The organism is Syntrophomonas sp. DTU019 (assembly GCA_913757435.1).
Classification (GTDB): domain Bacteria; phylum Bacillota; class Syntrophomonadia; order Syntrophomonadales; family Syntrophomonadaceae; genus DTU019.
In genome coordinates, this window is the sequence record CAJYDM010000001.1 from 223,615 (window position 1) to 239,952 (window position 16,338).

Below are 16,338 nucleotides of genomic sequence, written 5' to 3' on the forward strand. Positions count from 1 at the left end.
CAGGGGCTGATTTTCAGCCCCTTTTTCTATTTCCACCTGTCCTGATATCCAGAGCAAATGGATTATAACTGATGCCTAAGTCAAAGGCCTCTGACCCCTCAATCCTCTTCAGCCAACCCACCAGGGCATAGGTAAAAGGAGTGGCCAGGACTTCATAAGCCACCTTCCAGGAATACTGAACAGCCACCATTCCCAAAAATATCGGTGTGGAGTATATGCCATAAAAGGCTGCCATCATAAATATAGTGGTATCCAAGGCCTGGCCTACCAGGGTAGAGCCAATGGTCCGGGTCCACAGCCAACGCCCCCTGGTATACACCTTCAACCGCGAAAGTATGACCGAGTTAGAAAATTCACCGACCAGATAGGCCAACAATGAAGCCGCCACCAACCGCGGGGTAAAACCGAGAACAGTCAAATAGGCTTGCTCTTGGTCCCAGAAGCCGGGCCCGGGCAGCTTTACGACCGCTATGAAAAATATGGCCATAAAGAGGTTAGCGCCAAACCCCAGCCAAATGGTGAGACGTGCTCGTTTAAAACCGTATACTTCGGTTAGCACATCCCCAAAAATATAGGTTATGGGGAATAGGAAGAGATCCGCAGTTAAGACCATATCTCCCAGCTGAACCAGTCGCCCGGCAACAATATTGGTAATCAAGAGGCAGGTTATAAACAAACAGGTGATTAATAGGAACATAACTGAAACTGGTGCGTATCGCGAATGCACTTGAGAATTGTCCTCCTTGTTTTTTTAGGCGGGTAGGCTGCGACCGCCGTGTCCATTCTAGCATATTTTCGTATCCCTGTTTAATTAATCAGTGCAGGTGCTGCGCGATACTGCCGCATCCTGAAAAGAGTGTATAAAGCTATATTTGGCGAGCGGGATATTTTGGTTTATTGCCAATAGTAGTAAAATAAGATTAGTATTGCCTGTCTAAAACTATTGAAAGGAGGGTAGGAGAACAACTTTGATGTTTGTGGGGACTTAAGAAAAGGGTGAAAGTTGAGTGAGAGATTCATATGTAGAATGTGCCAGTTGTGAGGTATTTGGATTCTGCACTCAGACTGAGTACGAATGCCAAGCCTACTACGCAGGTTTCGGCTGGGAACAGATAAAAGAACCCCCCAGCTGCACAACCTGCTCCGTCAGTATGTGTAGCCAGACTGCCCAGGAGTGCCATGCCTATAAAGATATGAACGGCGTTGGCCAGGTGGTTTTTGGCGATGCTGACGATCAGCAAAACCAGTTCCACAAACTACCTGCCAACCTGGGTTTGATGAACTGGTTCACAGGCGTTATAGAAAGGATCAGTATCGGCGATGTTATGGCCTTAGTAACCATTCGCTGCGGTGATCAGCGTTTGACATCCATGCTTTCATTGCAAAAGTTTAACGAGATGCAGTGCAAGATCGGAGACACCATCTCGGTTGCTATCAAGGCGGTTAATGTTGTCCTGATGCGCTAATTATATATGCCCCCTAGAACATGTCTAGGGGGCATATTTCCAGTCTACCAAACCGATTTTTACACCTTGTTTTTTATGTACCTGTTCCAACGTAAAATTGCTATTAAATAATCAAAACCGGTATTTTTGAAAGGCGAATAACTTTATCTGTCACACAAGATGCAATCAAAGGTAGCGTTTCCTGGATTCTGTTTAAGCGTCGGCGTTCCATGATTATTAAATCATAACCACCTTTTTGGGCTTCTTTTAATATGGAATCGGCGGGATCTCCGGCTAAGAGCAATGTCTTAACCTCGATACCCTTACTTTTTAATTTTTCTTCATAACATTTTAATAACATCTGGGCTTTCTGTTTTAAAATCCTTTCTTTGTCATTTGCATTTCGTTTTGAGTAATCAACCTTATAGTAATTCCAGATAGCAATGACGCATATATCACCTAGAATGTTTCTTGCAACCATCTGCTCTATCTTGTGAATCACGCGTTCAGTCGCATCGGAATTATTAACAGCCACTAAAGCCCTATTAAAGCACCTCTCCTCCATGGCCTATACCCTCTTTCACTCCCTCTATATTGTTATTCTATGCAAGTAAAGCTAGAACAGGAACATATAATAGATATCATGTTATTACGCGCTTAGGCAACCCTATAAACAAAATTTCACTGCAAAATTATCCCCGAATTTAGTATTTGCCGCTGAAATATGCTCAATAAAAGAAAGGACAATTGACTACAAATCTCAACCGTCCCTTATTAACACGAGCTATATAGATAGTATTATTTAGTTAGAAGTAACAGTTAGAAGTAACTCATTCGCCGCAAAGGTTATTTAACTACCAAGACCGGTATCCGGGAGAGGCGGACGACCTTATCTGATACGCTGGAGGATACTATTTCTTGAAATTTGCTTAAGTGCCTGCTTCCCATAATTATCAGGTCGTAGTCATCTTTTTGGCTTTCCTCTAAAATAGTATCGGCAGGTTCTCCAGCTAACAGCAATGTTTTTACATCAATACCCTTACTCTTCAGTTGCTCTTGATAAAAGTTTAACAAAGCCAGAGCTTTTTCTTTTAGCATTTTTTCTTTGTCGGAAGCATGTAATTTCGAGTAATCAATATTATAGTAGTTCCACATCGATATGATGCATATTTCGCCCAAAGCGTCTTTGTCGGCCATTCTCTTTACCTGCTCAATCACCCGTTCAGATAAATCAGAATTGTTGACCGCCACTAAAACCTTGTTAAAACATTTATCATCCAAGTTTTACACCCGCTTTCATATCTAATTATACTGTCCAGAACAGGATTATATAATACATTCCCATTGTTATCAGACCTAAAGGCACGCCCCACAGTGCCCATTCCTTACTGCTAATCTTTAATTTAGAAGCAGATATGATATTGGGAATGTTGCCCGGAATAAGCATTCCGCCACTGAATAATAAACCCATGATTATTGCCTTTACCTGTTCATCAGACATCTGTCTGCTGATTTCCGCTGCAGTTAGAGTGGCGTTGTCCAGGACGGCTGAAACCATATTAACCCAATACAGTAATTGTGGAGTTAGTCCGAGTACATATTTATCGATGAGAGGATAAAAACCCTCGCCCAAGAAAACCAGAGCCATCACAAATAGATAAACTTTTAAAGCCCGAATAATAATGGTTCTGATATTATCCGGTTCAAGTATCACGTCATCATCATCAATGTCCATCCCGTTGTTATTGCCGTTTTTGTGTCCACAGTATAGTAAATAAACCGATCCTAGTATACCGAAACCAATGATAGCCGGAATCACGTAAATGCTCAATAGATGGAATAAATAAAAAAATCCTTCATCTAACTTTGAAATCGCGATTGTCGCTAGCGGCTCACCGATAGGGGTTAAAGCAGCACCTGTCCCAATCGAAAAACAGGATAGGATGCACACTACAATTTTTTGCTTTCTCTTGATAGGCAACAGGTAAATTATCTCTACAAGAATAATTGAAGCTACAATGGCGGTAATTATGCTGGACAAAAGTCCTAGAACAATAATGATTACCGCTACCAATACGGAAATATTTACTTTTGTCAGGATTTTGTTAATGAAGTTTTGAAAGGGCTTATTCAGCACAAAAAAACCGGCCCCCGCTACTAACACCGCCAAAGTGATCATAAGCGGTTCTTCCAGTGCCTTAAGCACCAATTCATAACTCATAATTCCAGAAATAATACTGGCTGCCACACCCATGACAAACAGAAAAGGTTCTAAATTTTCTTCCACCCTCTTACTGATGAAGGGAATAACCAAAACCATAAGCAATACGATAAATAATCCTGTTATGACCATTGCAAAATCTCCCCTCAAGCATACCCCCAATAATTACCCTATACACTGCTTATCTTAAGTTTTCAGATCGATACTTGGTATTGTAAAAGCCTGTCCCTCCCTTCATAACCATAAATCCTAACCGTCCCTACTTGACATTTACAACTTGGTAGCCTTATAAACGCCAGACCGGTTCAAACCCTTGAGTTCTACCGCCAGTCCGGATATCATCAAGTAAACTTCGTCGGCCCATGATGCCATTATCTGATTGGCACGCCCCATAATATCACGATAATCCCGGGACAATACATCGGCGGGTACAATACCCCAACCGACCTCATTGGTAACCACAAGTACCTGAGCCTCTGAGCGGCGCGCGATTTCGGCTAAACTCTCCACCCGCCGCAGGATTTCCTGATGAGACCACCCGGCTGAGCTTAACAGCCAATTAGTCACTAGCAAGGTGAGGCAGTCCAACAAGAATATTCGCCCCGGTCCATCGTATCGTTGTATAGCCCTTCCCGGATCCTCGGCTTCTTCAAGGGTGATCCAGTCATCAGGACGCCGCAAGCGATGGTGTTCCACTCTCTCCAGCATTTCCTGGTCCTGAGGGACCAGGGTGGCAATAAAAACGACTGTCTTAGTTGAATTTCTAGCCCATTGTTCGGCAAAGTAGCTCTTGCCACTGCGCGCTGCTCCGGTAATCATAATCAGGCCTTTATGACTGGACAAATGGCAAATCTCCTTCCAAAACAGCCACAGCTTGTAATGGATCCTCAACCACATGTACCCCGCTTTGAAGCAGCTTATTGTATATGATGGAAGCCTCACCGCCGGTGTAATCCCGCTCCTCTATTTCGCCTGAGTCGATCACGATCACCGGGGCACCCTGTTCAGCCATTTCCAGTACAGCTCTCAGATTCAGCAAATTGCCGCTGCCAAAAGGTATCGGGGCTAGAATAATAAAATCAGCTTTCTGCATGGCTAAACGGTTAAGCTGGTCCTCCTCCAGGCCGATCTCACTAAATGGGGCTGCTTCAACAACCTTGAAGCCATGGCTTTTGGCTTCCTGCCAATCAGAATCACCGATATTGATGACCCCAGCCGTGACCTCCCAGCGGCGCTCTTTCAAGCAATGGAACAGCAGCCCGCAACAACCGCCTCCCCCTACTACATGAACCCGGTAATGGGTATTTTGAGGCCGATGGTTAAAAGGCTGAATGAGCAGCATGGGCCGACTGCCGGGATGCCGCTGCTCGACCTTGACTTCACAACCATAGACCTCCCTTATGAGATCTTCGTTCAATACCTGAGCCGGGCTGCCTGCGGTAAATATACGGCCGTCTTTTAAAACCAGTAGATTGTCGCAGTATTGAGAGGCTAGATTAAGGTCATGCACAACCATCACCGCAGTCAATCCTTGCTGGTAACGCAGCCGGTTTAGCAGTTCCATGATCTCGATTTGGTAATTTAAATCTAAAAAAGAGGTAGGCTCATCCAGAAACATCACCTCTGGTTCCTGTGCTAAAGCTCGAGCGATCAGCACCCGCTGCTTTTCCCCGCCGCTCAATTCAGTCACCAAACGTTCTGCCAGTTGAAGGGTGTTGGTCTGTCGCAAGGCCTCCCGGACTATTTCCCGATCGCGCTGGCCTTCTCTCTGGAAGCGTTTTAAGTGTGGAATGCGGCCCATCATCACCACCGCTTCTACTGTAAAGGGGAAGTCCAATCCAGCCTCCTGGGGAACCACGGCCAGGTGCTGGGCCGCCTGCGATGGGCGCATCTCATAAATATCATCTTCTTGGAGCAGTATACGGCCACACCTCGGGGGGAGAACCCGGCTCATGGCTTTTAATAAGGTGGATTTGCCAGAACCATTAGGCCCTACAATGCCTAGCAGCTCCCCCTTGTTAACCTTTAGAGTGGCATCAGCCAGCACCGGGGTCGACCCGTACCCACAGGTTACTCCCATAACATCCAGGATCAATTGTCTCACTCCTCAGTTGTCACACTAAAATGTCTCTATCTGTCTAATCTGTCTATATCTATATCTATATCTATATATTGACTTCTATCTATATATTGACGTCTTGTGTCTGCGCAGCAGATAAATGAAGAATGGCCCGCCTATCAATGCGGTAACTACACCAACCGGCAGTTCTTCAGGTGCTATGATGGTGCGGGCAACTATATCAGCTCCCACCATAAAGATCGCGCCAGTCAATGCTACCATAGGCAGCAGCACCCTATGGTCTGGCCCGACGACCAGACGCACCACGTGTGGGATAATCAACCCCACAAACCCTATCAAACCAGAGACCGAAACCGAGGCCCCGATCAACAGGGCGGAAGCTATCAGCAACATTATTTTGACTCGCTCTACATCGATGCCCAAGTGTTGAGCCTGTTCCTCTCCGATCAACATGCCGTTTAATTCGCGGGTATATACAAAAGCGATTACTATTCCAATCAAAGCATAAGGCATGAACATCCCTATATACTCCCATCCCCGGCTGGAGAATCCCCCCAACAGCCAGAAGACCACCTGATGCATCTGATCTCCACTGTAGAACATAGCCAGCGACTGCAAGGCGGAGAGAAAGGAATTGACCGCTATGCCGGCCAGCAGCAAAGTCATCACCGGCACCCTACCCCCGGTGCGGGCTAGACTGTACACCAAAAAAATGGTCAATATCGCGCACACAAAAGCGAAGGCCGGAATGCTGTAACTATACTTCAATCCTGTGCTGCCTAAAAGCAGTATGGCGGCTACAGCACCCAAGGCAGAACCGGAAGAAACTCCGATCACATACGGGTCGGCCATGGGATTGCGAAATAACCCCTGGAAAATGGCCCCGGCCACCGATAAAGATATACCCACCATCGCTCCCAGTAATACCCGCGGGAAGCGTATGCTCCATATGATGATATCGTGAGACAGTGTCTGTCCCTGGTAGTTGATGCTGCTGCCGTTGAGATGTCCATTTATCAGGCTCAGCACTTCACCGGGCGGGATCCAGACCGCACCGATGCCGATGCCCAGAATGATCAACACGATCAACACCAGAGTTAGCAAACCCATTATTATGGAGACTGGCTTGTTGTTACGCTGCATCGCTACGTTTCCTATTTGAACAGTTCTGGATGGATCGCCCGGGCTACTTGTTCCAGGGCATCAACTGATCTGGGGGTGTAGCGATTGACCAGATTGGCTTCCAGGCCGACCACGTTCTTATTCTTGACAAAAGTCAGGTGCTGCCAGCCGGGCCGGTTCAATACCTGCTCGGTAGAGGGAGACTTATTGTCACCGTGTCCGTAGGAATGCATCATAATGTCCGGGTTTTTCTCCAATATGATCTCTTCATTTATCATCGGATACAGATCCTTTGAGGCGCCGATTATATTCTCACCGCCGGATAATGATATCAGTTCGCCGATTAAGGTATGCTGGGAGGCGCTCATCAGGGGCTCATGCCATATTTCATAGAATACCTGGGGTTTTTTACCCTGGGCTTGAGCCACCTTTTGAGTGACCGCCTCGACCCGCTGGCGCAGGCCTCCTACCAGGCTCTGGGTGGCCTCTTGCTTACCGGCCGCCGTACCAATAGTGGTCATGGTCGAAAAAATATCTTCTATAGTCCTGGGAGTAAATACCAGTACTTTGACTCTGGCCGCTTCCAGGGCAGTTATGGTCTGTTGGTGCATATCCCCCGCCAACACCAAGTCGGGGCTGACCTCGATAATCTTCTCTACACTGGGGGTGGAGAAACCGCCGATTTTAGGCTTGGTTTGAGCTTCTTGAGGATAGTCACAGTAAGTCGTGACCCCTACCACACGTTCTCCCAAGCCCAGGGCAAAAAGTATTTCAGTATGGCTTGGCGACAGCGACACTATCCTCTGAGGCTGCTTGTCCAGTACTACTGTACGCCCGACATCATCGGTAATAGTCATAGGATAGCCTGCACCCGTATCTGGGCTGGTCTGAGGCTGGGTTTGACTTTTTTCACACCCTGTCGAGTGAGCTAATAGCAATACCATTAAACATAGAGCAGCGATCCTCTTCACTCTGCTATACAATACCACCGTCTCCTTTTCCCCCCGAATAAAGCATTCCCCTATGTACAAGAACCTTTCTTTTCATTTTATTGCAAGTGTTGCAGTTTGACAACTTGAAGCAGGTGGGTGGTAAAAGCTTTAGCAGACCAATTATACAGGCAATCCTGGGGAAAGCCTGCGGCGACCTGGTTCAGTCTCAGTCAGCTTGACCAGCATTGCCTGGCTTGCCAAAACCGTCTGAATAAGACACAATAAATCTAAGTTTACCTGCCGATTCAGGAGGGATGTGTACAATGCAATCAGAATCTCCTAAGACCGCACCACCCCAACCCTCTGATGAACTGCGTGCACAGGTTATCGGCTTCTGCCGTGAAAACGGGGCTGATCTTATCGGTTTTGCCCCAGTTGAGCGCTGGGATGAGTATGATGAAGTGCCGGTGCCATTTCGGCCGCAGAGCCTGTTTCCACCAACCCAAACGGTGATTGTCATCGGTATGGCTATGCCTCTGCCGATCGTTGAAACGACGCCATCATTTTTGCATAAAGAACTATACACTGCGGCCAATCAAGAACTGGACAAAATCGCCTACAATTTGACCCGTTTTCTGAATCGCCGCGGGCAGGCCTCATATTTCTTTACCAGAGATGGTTATGCCAGCCTGAGTGCATTGAAGCAGAAGCCCCAGGCTGCCTTCGGCCACGTAGCTGCAGCCCGCTATGCGGGGCTGGGCAGCATAGGATTGAGCCACAATCTGCTCACCCCGGAATATGGCCCCAGGGTCCGCTTTGTATCGGTATTTACCGCGGCTAAGCTTGATGGTCAGCCAGTTATGACCAAAGACCTGTGCATTAAATGCGAGGCTTGTGCCAAATGTTGTCCCAAAGATGCTCTAAAAGGGCGCGAAGACCAGATACTGGGGGATTACGACCTTAATGCCTGTATAGATCAGCACATTGATCTGGTAAGGAAGAAATGTTATCCTTGCGGGATCTGTATCAAGGTATGCCCCATCGGATCTGACCGCAAACTCTACAAACAGAAGGGCATAGTAAAAAAATACCTGAACGAAGCCGATAAGCTGGCGTCTGATCCCGACCATCCAGACTACCGGTCCTGGACCCATGTACGCCGCCACGGCTGTCGCTTGGTGGAATGAGGAGGATGGATTATGGATTCCTATCGGTTAGAGCATTTTATCGAAGATATGGAGGATTTTTTAGCTAAGCAGCCTGATCTGTCACAAATAATGGCTGAGGGTAAGCAATATGTTCAGAGCTTGCTTACCAATTCGGCTATACTGGATGATATTTTGACCAGCCTGGTCCTTGATGATGCTTTTTTACAGGCCCAATACCAGGCCATCGATCCTAATGATATCATAATTTACCGTAGTCCCCAGCGTACTTTCTCGCTGCGGGCTTACATATGGGAACCGGGAGTGCGTTACCCCATCCACGATCACGGTTCCTGGGGAATCGTGGGAGCATATCTCAACCCGGTGCGGGAACGCAAATACACTCGCCTGGATCACGGACAGGATGCCAATAGCGTAAGGTTAGAGGTCAAATCCGATGAAATACTGCCCCCCGGGCAGATAACTACCGTATTGCCTATTGATGATGGCATCCATCAGATGGAGAATCCCGGAGACCGCGTAGCGGTATCTTTGCATGTCTACGGTAAGGCGATACGCAAAGGCTACATTCAATATTACGATCCGCATTTCAACACCGTAAGACGGGTTTATCCGCCTAACAACTATACCCGCGCACTGGCCATCCGCACTCTCGGCGCCATAGCGCAGCCCTGGGCCAAAAAGGTTCTACAGCAGGGAACCCAGAGTAATCTGCCCGAGTACATGAAAGCTGAATGCCATGATGCTCTGCTGAGGTGATTTAATTTACAGCAACAAAAATACTGCCCACAAACTGCAAACACAGGCTGGATCGCTTCCCATCAGGGATGACCATCCGGCCTTTGACTTTCTTGAGCCATACCTGCCAGGGCCTGCCAATACTGCCAGAATATAAGCTGATATATCCAATCCAGCCAGGTCAAACTACATAGTGATACTAATTATGCAAAGGAGCCCATCATGAAACGAATCCTGGTGATAATGTGCCTTATATTGATTTTATTATCTGTATCAGCCTGCAACCAAGCGCCGCAGAGAAAACCTACTCTGGTAAATGATGATGTCCATCCCCGCGGGGGGCAGATGACCACAGAAGTATCTCCGGTGGCTTCTTCCCCAGGCACCCTGAGCTGGTACGTAATGCGCAACAAAGACCATCAACCTCCCAGCATAGACCGCAATATCGGCTTTAAGTTGAACGACTACCAGGCATATTACATCGGCAGCCGCAATAAAACTATCTTTCTCACCTTTGATGAAGGTTATGAAAACGGTTATACCGCCTCAATTCTGGATACTCTAAAATCCCATCAGGTCCCGGCGGCCTTTTTCGTTACCGAGCCCTACATCAAATCCAATCCCGATCTTATCAAACGTATGGTCAATGAAGGTCATCTGGTAGTCAACCACAGTAAAACTCACCCCTCCATGCCTTCAATGACCGGAAGTAAGGAAAAATTCAGCCGCGAACTCCTGGATACAGCTCAGGCTTTTAAGGATTTGACCGGGCAGGAGATGCCCCTATTTTTTAGGCCGCCCAAAGGTGAATATAGTGAAACCAGTCTTAAAATGACCAACGACCTTGGTTACAAGACGGTTTTCTGGAGTTTTGCCTATCAGGACTGGATGACTGATCAACAGCCCGACCCTGAAAAATCACTGCGCTTGATACTGGATAATCTCCATCCCGGTGAAATAATGCTCCTGCATGCGGTATCCAAAACCAACAATGACATCCTAAGCCGGGTTGTCAGCGGAGCACAAGCTGAAGGCTATCGTTTCGCGCCTCTGCATGAACTGGAAATGGTGGATTAGGAATAGGCATATATGATCACAAGGAATCGCATTTCAGTGTAGCCCCAACTGAAAAAGGAGTATCCTATGTTATTTCGCCGCCAGGTAGAACAAGTAATCGAACAACGCCGCAGCCAGAAATCTCAACCAGGCGAATCACACAGCGCTCTGGATTGGTGGGATCTGTCTCTGATCGGGGTGGGCGCAGTAATAGGTGCCGGTTTTTTCTTGGGCACTGCGCTTTCCATACAGCGAGCCGGGATTTCAATTTTAATAGCGTATATTATAGGAGGATTGGTTGCCTTTAAGGTCTTCAGTTCACTGGCGGAAATGTCGGCTCGCGATCCCCAGCGGGGTTCTTTCCGAGTCTATGCCCGCAAAGCATTCGGTCCTCAGATGGGCTTCACCAGCGGTTGGATGTACTGGTTGGCCGGCGTCTTGATCATGTCTACCGAGGTCGCCGCTCTGGCCATCTTCAGTCAGTTCTGGTTGCCGACTGTCCCTCTGTGGGTGTTTGCTGCTATTTATTCCGTCCTGGCTCTGGCCATAAATCTGCTCGGGGTAAGGGATTTTGGTAAAATCGAATCACTGTTCGGAATTGTCAAGATCTCGGCCCTGTTGATATTTATTGTTTTTGGGCTGCTTATGGCTCTGGGAGTAGTCAACCTGGTGCGCCCCCCAGCCTCGGACCTCACCAGTTTAGCGCAGTGGTTCCCGGATGGTTTGAGCGGGTTTTTGAGCGCCTTGATCTTTGTGCTTTTCTCCTACGGAGGTATTGAGGTTATGGGAATATTGGCCTACGAACTGAAGCAATACAAGGACATTGGCAAATCGGGGCGGATTATGCTCAGTTCTTTAACTGCGGTTTATGCTCTGGCCCTACTGCTGATTTTTGTAATGATTCCCGGATATGCAGTCAGTACGGCTGAAAGCCCTTTTGTTACAGCTCTGTCGACATTCGGATTCGGATTTGCAGATTCACTCCTCAACCTTATAATCATCAGTGCGGCTTTTTCCACCATGGTAGGGGCTTTATTTGCGGTTACAAATGTCCTGGTCTCACTGGCGGATGATTTGGATGCGCCTATTTTGATGGCCTGGAGGAATAAACGCGGGGTGCCGGTCCCAGCCCTCTCCCTCACCGGTTTGGGACTGCTTTTCGCCATCATCATGTCCTTCCTGCTGCCCAATACAGTATATGAATACCTGGCTACTGCAGCCGGAGTTATGCTGATCTTGAACTGGATTACCATCTTGCTCTCAAATCTTAAACTGGCTCCGGGTTATAGATACAAAAATGCGGACATGACCATGCACCGTCTTCAGCTGGGCTGGTTGTCCTATTTGGCTATTGGTATGATCATTGTCACTATCGCCGGGGCTACTATACATCTGAGCGAGCGAATCGGCGTGATGTTCAGCTTGAGTATGGCCGCCCTCATCTTCATAAGCGGGAAAATTAAAGCCCTGGGCGAACAACCCGGGTCACTGGCACCAGCCCGCAAACCTAACCCGGATTCTTAAAGATTTTTATAAGCCGTATCAAAAAAGGAGGCCTGACGGCCTCCTTTTTTCCAGGAATCGCTACTTGGGGGCGAAGGTGCTGCAATCGGTTTGATTTGAATTGCTGGCATTACGAGGTTGGATCTCAATCTGGGATGCCATGCAACAGTCTCCCTCTCCATAGTAATAACAGGAGTTGACAACACACTTGACCCCGTTCAGCATGGAGTCTTGTTTTTTTACTTTGCCCTTCAAAATAACGCCTCCTTTGTATAGGACTAAGGTTAGTATCTTTGAAGAACAAGGACAGTATACCTGAATCATGATTGTAAATATTTCATCCCAGCTATCATCTAAACGACAATTTACAGTTTCATTATTTGTAGGTCCGCAGAGTTTGGAGGTATTTATCCCTAATGGTTCAGGTCCCAACATAGCTCATCAAGTGTTTACCCTCCGCTGGCCTGCTGGTCTAAGCCTGCCAATACCTTATTGAGCATCTCTCCCAGGGTGGCTTCCTCGCTCTTATCGGCGTATTTTGCCTTGGGAACGTCCGGGAAGAAGCGAAAGATACCGTCGATAAGCACCTCGGAATGAGGAGGGCAACCGGGCAGGTGTAGTCCCAGTCCGGCATGGTGCTGCTGGCACAAACCCACAAAAACATTGTTCTGCTGTGGATCGATATCCGCATCCAGGGTGGGACCCAAAAAAATGTTGACCTTCTGCGGTAAGGGGCGATCAATGATCATGCGCTTCGGATCCTGGGGATCAGGTTTGCGCAGTTTGCTAAGGGTGAAGTGAAGATAACCCTTGCAACCCGGGCAAGCCTGGCCAGCGTGGACCACCACATCCTGACCGCTGCTGATATCAAGCTGGGGTCGTTTAAAGGCATCACACAGGGTCTCTGGATCGGGACCGAGAACATTAATGAGCTCGCTTTCGATCGGTCCGAAGCCCTGGAGGTAGGCCAGCAAAACCGGCGGTGATTCGGTGGGAGCGATGCCCATAACACGCATAGTGACAGCATCTACCGCCACCGGGTTGGTGCCCCCGATGAGCAGGTTCATGGCTTTGGGGGTGCCGGAGATAGGGCCGAAATCCTCCTGTGCGGTGGTTCCATCGATTATGATCAGGTCTGGTTTGACCAGATGGCTGATATTAACCAAGTTTTGCCAAAGCCCGAAGAAATGCGACATATATTTCTCCAGGGGTGGAACTGCTCCTTGCAGATTCTTGATGCTCAAAGACACGGTGGCCGCGAAGTGAATTTTCATCACCGGCATGCTTATTATTACATCAGCCTTTTCCAGGGTGACCGGAATCTGCCGGGACAACATGCGCTTGCCGCCCGGCACAGTTTTTTCAACCAGTTGATCGGTATTCAGGTCCACCAGACTGACTCTGGCTGGATCTAAGGCCACCACCTCGTCGTAGCCATAATGGACAAACATCTTGGTGGTGGCGCTGCGGTTGATGGAAGAGCCTTCAGCAATGATGACCCGTGCTGCAGTGGGCAGGAGTAGTTCCACCATGGCCTTAACCACCTTTTTGTCGGTCACTACCCCGCCTACTACCGTACCGTCCTTCTTTAAACCGTGGTCACTAACAATGTTAGGCTTGATCAGCACCGTTTGTCCAGGCTTCACGTAACGCTCCAACCCGCCCAGTTTATCTATAAGACTGCTCAAGGCTCTCTTGATCTCAACATACTCTAACGACTCGGCAACGGATTCAATAGCCACCGTTTCTTTGCTCTGATATGGCTTAAAGGCCGGTCGATCCTTGATCTTGTCAAGTAGTACGGCGGTGCTCAAATCCAGCTTGATGGCCTGCCACTTACCCCGCAGACACCTGTGAGTGGGGCGAAAGCCATAGTCCACCAGCATGTCATAGCGCTGCTTGTCCTGTGCCCAGACCTGGCAGGCTATCAGATTTTCCCTCTCTATCAGAGCATCTAGTATGGCCGTTTCCAATCCCTGACCCTGTTGCCGCCACACCCATAGTTCCGTAACCAGGCTGTTGTCCCGATCAAAAACCACCAGCCCAGTTTTTTCATTCTGATGGTAGGCCCAGTAAAACTCTATATGAGCCTGTTGCTGCCAACTCTCCCAGCTTTGTTGGAGGGAGTCCGCTTCTAACCCGAGCAGTTCATAGGCTTCCTGCAAAGATCGAAGCATCTGCGGGTATTCTTGGATCTCGGCCAACCTCAAATCGATACGCAATACTATCATCCTCCCCAGACCTTACTCCTCTGTTCTCTGTCTGTTACGGTTGCAACCGTATAGCGGTAATTTGGTTCTGTTGCCTCCCCTCCATATCGTCAATAAGACTCCATTTTCGACCTAGTTCTTAATTCTAGCATACTTGAATACTTGATTAGAATAAAGATGCTTAAGCCTTTTCAGTCAGTTGGTTATTTATAAAGGTTGGGGATATAAGGAATGAAAGTGAGAAGTGGGGTTTAGCTAAACCTCCAGATAACCACAAGGAATTGAGCGTATTGAGTACACTCCCCAGCCATCGGGTTATCCTAGAGTTGAAGGCGGGTGACGGTGCAGCCGGGCAGAGGTTCTTGCCAACCTGCTTGCACAATCCAGCGCGGCATCCCTGCGGTTGACCCGGACTCCCTTAATAATATATTATATGCTCTAATGCAAGCCGATCAGTTTAGCATATTAATAAACCAGTAGCCGTCTTCTTCAAACGGTTCCCCGAAGCGTATGGATAGCGGGGCTGAGAATATCGGACCATTAGTGACGACGGTATGGTATTCACCATTTTCACCTGCCGCATCAGCTCCCTGCGCCTCGATTTCCTCCAGCAGGTCTGCATCCAATTCACGCCCCAAGAAACTCTTATCCAGCTTGCTAGCCTGAACCACAACAATAGTGGCTTTGAAACCGGCTTCCAAAAAATCCTTCAACAGCTGTTTCCGAGGCCGCTGCCATAATGGATGGTGAGGCGTGATGCCAATCGGTTTACAGACGTCTTCGACCCATTGCAGATGATCGTCAATATCTATGTCACCAAAGACCCCATTGTCGATTTGTCTGGATTTGAATTCCCTTAATACTTCGGTGAACACAGAGGTGTAATCTTCCCAGGAGGCAGAACGTACCACCAGCGGAATTCCCAATGCCCGGGCTTGATTCTGCAAGACTGACAAAGGCAAACCATGGGAGCGCGATTTTTCTCCCCCTTCAGTCAACATGGTAAGCAGGCAAGCGGGCCGACCGCCTTTTAAGACCGCTCTGTATAAGGCCAGACAGGAGTCTTTCCCCCCGCTCCAGGAACAAAAAAACGCTTTATCCTTAATTGGCATAACATTATCCCTCCCAACTATATTTCCGGGGACCAACGGCTGGGTTCAGCTAGCAGCTGTATATGCCTGCAACAGCAAGCTTGCACTTTATATCACATATTCTAACAACAGGCCTTAAAACCCTTTTTTTCAGGAGACCTTTGTCAAAATTGATTCTATTTTCGAAAATTTCTGTTAATTCAAAGAAAGATTCTCCCACCATATTAAAATGAGTATCGAGCTGCCACCGATAACAGGAAAATCAAGCATTGACTGACTGTCTGAGATAGTGGCCATTCTCAATCAGGTCCGTACCGAACCAACCTGCCTTTGCCTTGCTTACATTATAATATAATAATAGCTAGCTAGAACCAACTGCAGGATCAGTATCATCGGAAGCCCATATTTAAAACTGAGATGGCGGGTTTTATGGCTGAACTGATACATAGCCAGGAGGCTGCCGAGACTGCCACCCAGAATGGACACCGCGAACAGGGTTTTCTCCGCTATTCTCTTTTCCCCGCGTTGTGAGTAGCCTTTGTCCAGTGCAAACAAAACATAGCTAAGGGTATTGATCGCCAATAAGTAATAGAGCAGAACTTGATACGCTAAACCGGTGTTGCTCATGCGTATTCCTCCCCCGGAAAACTCTCCCTTTTACTTGGCAATCCGCTGCCACCCCAGGCTTGCTGTGAATAAAAGCTTATAAAGGTGTGACTTTGGAGTTTTCGACCGGGTTCCCCTGGATAACCATATTATACCCAACAACGTTGC

Annotated in this window: 17 protein-coding genes; 5 read left to right on the forward strand and 12 right to left on the reverse strand. The window is 47.9% G+C overall.

Annotated features, from left to right (window positions below; genetic code table 11):
* Positions 1–13: 13 nt before the first annotated feature.
* A complete protein-coding gene (locus AC15IQ_RS01145) occupies positions 14–727 on the reverse strand; it encodes a queuosine precursor transporter (RefSeq protein WP_483176786.1) in 714 nt (237 codons plus the stop codon).
* A 280-nt stretch (positions 728–1,007) separates the two neighbouring features.
* Here AC15IQ_RS01145 and AC15IQ_RS01150 point away from each other — a divergent pair, with 280 nt between their 5' ends.
* On the forward strand, positions 1,008–1,466 hold the full coding sequence (locus tag AC15IQ_RS01150; RefSeq protein WP_483176787.1) for a TOBE domain-containing protein: 459 nt from the start codon (positions 1,008–1,010) through the stop codon (positions 1,464–1,466).
* A 103-nt stretch (positions 1,467–1,569) separates the two neighbouring features.
* Here the strand turns inward: AC15IQ_RS01150 and AC15IQ_RS01155 are convergent, their stop codons facing one another.
* The 7 genes from AC15IQ_RS01155 to AC15IQ_RS01185 all read right to left on the reverse strand — a co-directional run bounded on the left by AC15IQ_RS01155 (position 1,570) and on the right by AC15IQ_RS01185 (position 7,725).
* Positions 1,570–2,010 (reverse strand): universal stress protein, encoded by a 441-nt coding sequence (locus AC15IQ_RS01155; RefSeq protein ID WP_483176788.1) that lies wholly within the window; start codon positions 2,008–2,010, stop codon positions 1,570–1,572.
* Between the two features lie 281 nt (positions 2,011–2,291).
* On the reverse strand, positions 2,292–2,726 hold the full coding sequence (locus tag AC15IQ_RS01160; protein ID WP_483176789.1) for a universal stress protein: 435 nt from the start codon (positions 2,724–2,726) through the stop codon (positions 2,292–2,294).
* A gap of 25 nt (positions 2,727–2,751) precedes the next feature.
* The gene (locus tag AC15IQ_RS01165) at positions 2,752–3,798 is read right to left on the reverse strand and encodes a DUF1646 family protein (RefSeq protein WP_483176790.1); all 1,047 of its coding nucleotides are present in this window, start codon (positions 3,796–3,798) and stop codon (positions 2,752–2,754) included.
* A 138-nt stretch (positions 3,799–3,936) separates the two neighbouring features.
* Positions 3,937–4,509 (reverse strand): bifunctional adenosylcobinamide kinase/adenosylcobinamide-phosphate guanylyltransferase, encoded by a 573-nt coding sequence (gene cobU / locus AC15IQ_RS01170; protein ID WP_483176792.1) that lies wholly within the window; start codon positions 4,507–4,509, stop codon positions 3,937–3,939.
* Positions 4,496–5,761 carry a heme ABC transporter ATP-binding protein gene (locus AC15IQ_RS01175; protein ID WP_483176793.1) on the reverse strand — a complete coding sequence of 422 codons (1,266 nt, stop codon included), beginning with the start codon at positions 5,759–5,761 and terminating at the stop codon, positions 4,496–4,498. The genes cobU and AC15IQ_RS01175 overlap by 14 nt, the downstream gene beginning before the upstream one ends.
* An 84-nt stretch (positions 5,762–5,845) precedes the next feature.
* Complete coding sequence (locus AC15IQ_RS01180) at positions 5,846–6,889, reverse strand: FecCD family ABC transporter permease (protein WP_483176794.1); 1,044 nt, start codon at positions 6,887–6,889, stop codon at positions 5,846–5,848.
* A gap of 11 nt (positions 6,890–6,900) precedes the next feature.
* The gene (locus AC15IQ_RS01185) at positions 6,901–7,725 is read right to left on the reverse strand and encodes an ABC transporter substrate-binding protein (RefSeq protein WP_483176795.1); all 825 of its coding nucleotides are present in this window, start codon (positions 7,723–7,725) and stop codon (positions 6,901–6,903) included.
* 398 nt (positions 7,726–8,123) lie between these two features.
* Here AC15IQ_RS01185 and AC15IQ_RS01190 point away from each other — a divergent pair, with 398 nt between their 5' ends.
* The 4 genes from AC15IQ_RS01190 to AC15IQ_RS01205 all read left to right on the forward strand — a co-directional run bounded on the left by AC15IQ_RS01190 (position 8,124) and on the right by AC15IQ_RS01205 (position 12,284).
* Complete coding sequence (locus AC15IQ_RS01190) at positions 8,124–8,987, forward strand: 4Fe-4S binding protein (RefSeq protein ID WP_483176796.1); 864 nt, start codon at positions 8,124–8,126, stop codon at positions 8,985–8,987.
* A 12-nt stretch (positions 8,988–8,999) separates the two neighbouring features.
* Positions 9,000–9,725, forward strand: coding sequence for a cysteine dioxygenase family protein (locus AC15IQ_RS01195; RefSeq protein ID WP_483176797.1), 726 nt, complete (start codon positions 9,000–9,002; stop codon positions 9,723–9,725).
* 201 nt (positions 9,726–9,926) lie between these two features.
* Positions 9,927–10,781 carry a delta-lactam-biosynthetic de-N-acetylase gene (gene pdaA / locus AC15IQ_RS01200; RefSeq protein ID WP_483176798.1) on the forward strand — a complete coding sequence of 285 codons (855 nt, stop codon included), beginning with the start codon at positions 9,927–9,929 and terminating at the stop codon, positions 10,779–10,781.
* 66 nt (positions 10,782–10,847) lie between these two features.
* Positions 10,848–12,284 (forward strand): amino acid permease, encoded by a 1,437-nt coding sequence (locus tag AC15IQ_RS01205; protein WP_483176799.1) that lies wholly within the window; start codon positions 10,848–10,850, stop codon positions 12,282–12,284.
* A 60-nt stretch (positions 12,285–12,344) separates the two neighbouring features.
* On the opposite strand, the gene AC15IQ_RS01210 is transcribed toward AC15IQ_RS01205, so the two are convergent.
* From AC15IQ_RS01210 to AC15IQ_RS01225, 4 genes are all read right to left on the reverse strand, one after another.
* Positions 12,345–12,488, reverse strand: coding sequence for a DUF1540 domain-containing protein (locus AC15IQ_RS01210; protein WP_483177718.1), 144 nt, complete (start codon positions 12,486–12,488; stop codon positions 12,345–12,347).
* A 224-nt stretch (positions 12,489–12,712) separates the two neighbouring features.
* Positions 12,713–14,485 carry a DUF362 domain-containing protein gene (locus tag AC15IQ_RS01215; RefSeq protein ID WP_483176800.1) on the reverse strand — a complete coding sequence of 591 codons (1,773 nt, stop codon included), beginning with the start codon at positions 14,483–14,485 and terminating at the stop codon, positions 12,713–12,715.
* 440 nt (positions 14,486–14,925) lie between these two features.
* Complete coding sequence (locus tag AC15IQ_RS01220) at positions 14,926–15,585, reverse strand: Dph6-related ATP pyrophosphatase (protein ID WP_483176801.1); 660 nt, start codon at positions 15,583–15,585, stop codon at positions 14,926–14,928.
* A gap of 318 nt (positions 15,586–15,903) precedes the next feature.
* Positions 15,904–16,191, reverse strand: a complete 288-nt coding sequence (locus AC15IQ_RS01225; protein ID WP_483176802.1) for a DUF1294 domain-containing protein — start codon at positions 16,189–16,191, stop codon at positions 15,904–15,906.
* Positions 16,192–16,338: the final 147 nt, after the last annotated feature.

Excerpts from the sequence above, each read along its gene's own strand:
- AC15IQ_RS01155 (WP_483176788.1), bottom strand. The coding sequence starts at position 2,010 with ATGGAGGAGAGGTGCTTTAATAGGGCTTTAGTGGCTGTTAATAATTCC.
- AC15IQ_RS01165 (WP_483176790.1), bottom strand. The coding sequence starts at position 3,798 with ATGGTCATAACAGGATTATTTATCGTATTGCTTATGGTTTTGGTTATT.
- AC15IQ_RS01180 (WP_483176794.1), bottom strand. The coding sequence starts at position 6,889 with ATGCAGCGTAACAACAAGCCAGTCTCCATAATAATGGGTTTGCTAACT.
- AC15IQ_RS01185 (WP_483176795.1), bottom strand. The coding sequence starts at position 7,725 with ATGACTATTACCGATGATGTCGGGCGTACAGTAGTACTGGACAAGCAG.
- AC15IQ_RS01190 (WP_483176796.1), top strand. The coding sequence starts at position 8,124 with ATGCAATCAGAATCTCCTAAGACCGCACCACCCCAACCCTCTGATGAA.
- AC15IQ_RS01195 (WP_483176797.1), top strand. The coding sequence starts at position 9,000 with ATGGATTCCTATCGGTTAGAGCATTTTATCGAAGATATGGAGGATTTT.
- pdaA (WP_483176798.1), top strand. The coding sequence starts at position 9,927 with ATGAAACGAATCCTGGTGATAATGTGCCTTATATTGATTTTATTATCT.
- AC15IQ_RS01205 (WP_483176799.1), top strand. The coding sequence starts at position 10,848 with ATGTTATTTCGCCGCCAGGTAGAACAAGTAATCGAACAACGCCGCAGC.
- AC15IQ_RS01210 (WP_483177718.1), bottom strand. The coding sequence starts at position 12,488 with ATGCTGAACGGGGTCAAGTGTGTTGTCAACTCCTGTTATTACTATGGA.
- AC15IQ_RS01220 (WP_483176801.1), bottom strand. The coding sequence starts at position 15,585 with ATGCCAATTAAGGATAAAGCGTTTTTTTGTTCCTGGAGCGGGGGGAAA.
- AC15IQ_RS01225 (WP_483176802.1), bottom strand. The coding sequence starts at position 16,191 with ATGAGCAACACCGGTTTAGCGTATCAAGTTCTGCTCTATTACTTATTG.